Source organism: Phenylobacterium sp. (assembly GCF_030645195.1).
Classification (GTDB): domain Bacteria; phylum Pseudomonadota; class Alphaproteobacteria; order Caulobacterales; family Caulobacteraceae; genus Phenylobacterium.
On the sequence record NZ_JAUSLW010000122.1, the window covers coordinates 1 to 3,396 of the forward strand.

At 63.1% G+C, this 3,396-nt stretch carries 4 protein-coding genes; all 4 read right to left on the reverse strand.

Annotated elements, in window-relative coordinates; all coding sequences use genetic code 11:
- Nucleotides 1–423 (reverse strand): GTP-binding protein (locus Q7T09_RS10625; RefSeq protein ID WP_304699578.1); only part of this gene is annotated, 423 nt, incomplete at its 3' end.
- 48 nt (nucleotides 424–471) lie between these two features.
- A complete protein-coding gene (gene fusA / locus Q7T09_RS10630) occupies nucleotides 472–2,550 on the reverse strand; it encodes an elongation factor G (protein ID WP_304699579.1) in 2,079 nt (692 codons plus the stop codon).
- A 102-nt stretch (nucleotides 2,551–2,652) separates the two neighbouring features.
- On the reverse strand, nucleotides 2,653–3,126 hold the full coding sequence (gene rpsG / locus Q7T09_RS10635; RefSeq protein ID WP_293492233.1) for a 30S ribosomal protein S7: 474 nt from the start codon (nucleotides 3,124–3,126) through the stop codon (nucleotides 2,653–2,655).
- Between the two features lie 12 nt (nucleotides 3,127–3,138).
- Nucleotides 3,139–3,396 (reverse strand): 30S ribosomal protein S12 (rpsL, locus tag Q7T09_RS10640; RefSeq protein ID WP_304699580.1); only part of this gene is annotated, 258 nt, incomplete at its 5' end.

Here is a 3,396-nt window from a genome sequence, read left to right on the forward strand (position 1 = left end):
CACCAGGTCGACCTTGTTCAGATAGACCACCAGGGCCGGCACGCCGACCTGACGGGCCAGCAGGATGTGCTCGCGCGTCTGCGGCATCGGGCCGTCGGCCGCCGACACCACCAGGATCGCGCCGTCCATCTGCGCCGCGCCGGTGATCATGTTCTTCACATAGTCGGCGTGGCCGGGGCAGTCGACGTGGGCGTAGTGACGGTTGGCCGTCTCATATTCCACGTGCGCGGTGTTGATCGTGATCCCGCGCGCCTTCTCCTCAGGAGCCGCGTCGATGTCGGCATAGGCCATGGCCTTCGCGCCGCCGGCCTTCGCCAAAATCATCGTGATCGCGGCCGTCAACGTCGTCTTGCCATGGTCAACGTGACCAATCGTGCCGATGTTGCAGTGCGGCTTATTGCGTTCGAACTTCTCTTTGGCCATTTCAAGCTCCAGCCCTGTCCGGGCTCGTCCTCTAAACTAGGGTTGGGGTTAGGCGTACTTCTTGATCACTTCGTCGGCCACGGCCTGCGGCACCGTTTCGTAGTGGTCGTAGGTCATGGAAAAGTTGGCGCGTCCTTGAGAGAACGAGCGCAGGGTATTGATATAGCCGAACATGTTGGCCAGCGGCACGAAGGCTGTGACCACCTGGGCGTTGCCGCGAGTTTCCGTGCCCTGGATCTGGCCGCGACGGCTGTTCAGGTCGCCGATGACGTCGCCCATATATTCGTCGGGCGTCACCACTTCGACCTTCATCACCGGCTCAAGCAGCTTGGGCGCACCCTTCTCGCGAAGTTCGCGGAAGGCGGCGCGGGCGGCGATTTCGAAGGCCAGGACCGAGGAGTCGACGTCGTGGTAGTTGCCATCATACAGGGTGGCCTTGAAGTCGATCAGCGGGAAGCCGGCCAGCAGGCCATTTTCCTTGGAAGTGTCGAGACCCTTCTGAACCCCGGGGATGAATTCCTTCGGGATGGAGCCGCCGACGACGGTGTTCTCGAAGACGAAGCCCGAACCCGGCTCGCCCGGCTCGAACAGGATCTTCACGCGGGCGAACTGGCCCGTACCGCCGGTCTGCTTCTTGTGGGTGTAGTCGATGTCCGCCTTGCGGCCGAGGCTCTCGCGATAGGCCACTTGCGGCGCGCCGATGTTGGCTTCCACCTTGTAGGTGCGCTTCAGGATGTCGACCTTGATGTCGAGGTGAAGCTCCCCCATGCCCTTCATGACCGTCTGCCCCGACTCCTGGTCGGTGAAGACGGTGAAGGACGGATCCTCGGCGACCATCTTGGCCAGGGCGACGCCCAGCTTCTCCTGGTCGGCCTTGGACTTCGGCTCAATGGCGATCTCGATCACCGGCGCCGGGAAGTCCATCTTCTCAAGGATGACCGGCGACTTCAGGGGATCGCAGAGGGTGTCCCCGGTGCGGGTGTCCTTCAGGCCGGCCAGGGCGACGATGTCGCCGGCGAAGGCTTCCTTGATGTCCTCGCGGTTGTTGGAGTGCATCAGCAGCATGCGGCCGACGCGTTCCTTCTTGTCGCGGGAGGAGTTCAGCAGGCCCATGCCGGTTTCGAGCTTGCCCGAATAGATGCGGCAGAAGGTCAGAGACCCCACGAAGGGGTCGTCCATGATCTTGAAGGCCAGGACCGACAGCGGCTCTTCGTCCGAGGCGTGGCGCACCACCGGCTCTTCGGTCTTGAAGTCGATGCCCGGAGTCGGCGGGATGTCCACCGGCGAAGGCAGGTAGTCGACCACGGCGTCGAGCAGGGGCTGGACGCCCTTGTTCTTGAAGGCCGAGCCGGCGAGGATCGGATAGAAGGCGCCGGTGAGGACGGCCTTGCGCAGGCACTTCTTGATGACCTCGACCGAGGGCTCTTCGCCGCCCAGATAGGCTTCCATCGCCTCGTCGTCGAGTTCGACGGCGTTCTCGATCAGGTAGTGGCGGGCTTCTTCAGCCTTGGCCAGCATGTCTGCCGGGATTTCCTCGTCGCGATAGGTCGCGCCCAGGCCGTCATTGTCCCAGACCACGGCCTTCATGCGGACCAGGTCGACGATGCCCTTCAGCGAGGCTTCCGAACCGATCGGCAATTGGATCGGCACGGCCTTCACGCCCAGACGATCGCGGATGGTCTTGAGGCACATTTCGAAGTCGGCGCCGATCTTGTCCATCTTGTTGACGAACACGATGCGCGGAACGTTGTAGCGATCGGCCTGGCGCCAGACGGTCTCGGTCTGGGGCTCCACGCCCTGGTTGCCGTCGAGCACCGCGACGGCGCCATCGAGCACGCGCAGCGAACGTTCGACTTCAATGGTGAAGTCCACATGGCCGGGGGTGTCGATGATGTTCAGGCGGTGGCCGTTCCAGATGGCGGTCGTCGCGGCCGACGTGATCGTGATGCCGCGTTCCTGCTCCTGCTCCATCCAGTCCATGGTGGCGGCGCCATCGTGGACTTCACCGATCTTATGGCTCTTGCCGGTGTAGTAGAGGATCCGCTCCGTGGTCGTGGTCTTCCCCGCATCGATGTGGGCCATGATGCCGAAGTTACGGTAGTCAGCGATTTTGTGCGCGCGGGCCATAGCGGATAGCTCTGCTGGAAAAGGCGTTCGGGATAGGCTGAACGAACAGCGCGGGCGGTTTAGCTCAAACCGCCCGCGCCGAAAAGGGATGGTTCGTGCTGGTTACCAGCGGTAGTGCGAGAAGGCCCGGTTGGCTTCGGCCATCTTGTGGGTGTCTTCCCGCTTCTTGACGGCGGAACCCCGGTTCGAGGAGGCGTCCAGCAATTCGCCGGCCAGCTTCTCGGTCATGGTGTTCTCACCGCGCTTGCGGGCGGCGGTCACCAGCCAACGGATGGCCAGAGCCTTCCGACGGTCGGGACGCACTTCGACAGGCACCTGATAGGTGGCGCCGCCGACCCGGCGGGAGCGGACTTCGATGCCCGGCGCGACGTTTTCCAACGCGGCGTGGAAGGTTTCCAGAGGACCCTGGTCCTTGCGCTTGGCTTCGAGGATGTCGAAGGCGCCGTAGAGGATATTCTCGGCGACGGCTTTCTTGCCTTCGTACATCACGTAATTCATGAACTTGGTGACCGTCAGGTCCCCGAACTTCGGGTCGGGCAGGACTTGACGTTTCTCGGCGCGACGGCGGCGGGACATTCTTCTTATTCCTTACTTAGGACGCTTGGCGCCGTAGAGCGAACGACGCTGCTTGCGATCCTTGACCCCTTGGGTGTCGAGCACGCCGCGCAGGATGTGGTAACGGACGCCAGGAAGGTCCTTAACCCGGCCGCCGCGGATGAGCACGACGGAGTGCTCCTGCAGATTGTGGCCTTCGCCCGGGATATAGCACACCGCTTCGATGCCGGTGGTCAGACGCACCTTGGCGACCTTACGAAGCGCGGAGTTCGGCTTCTTCGGGGTCGTCGT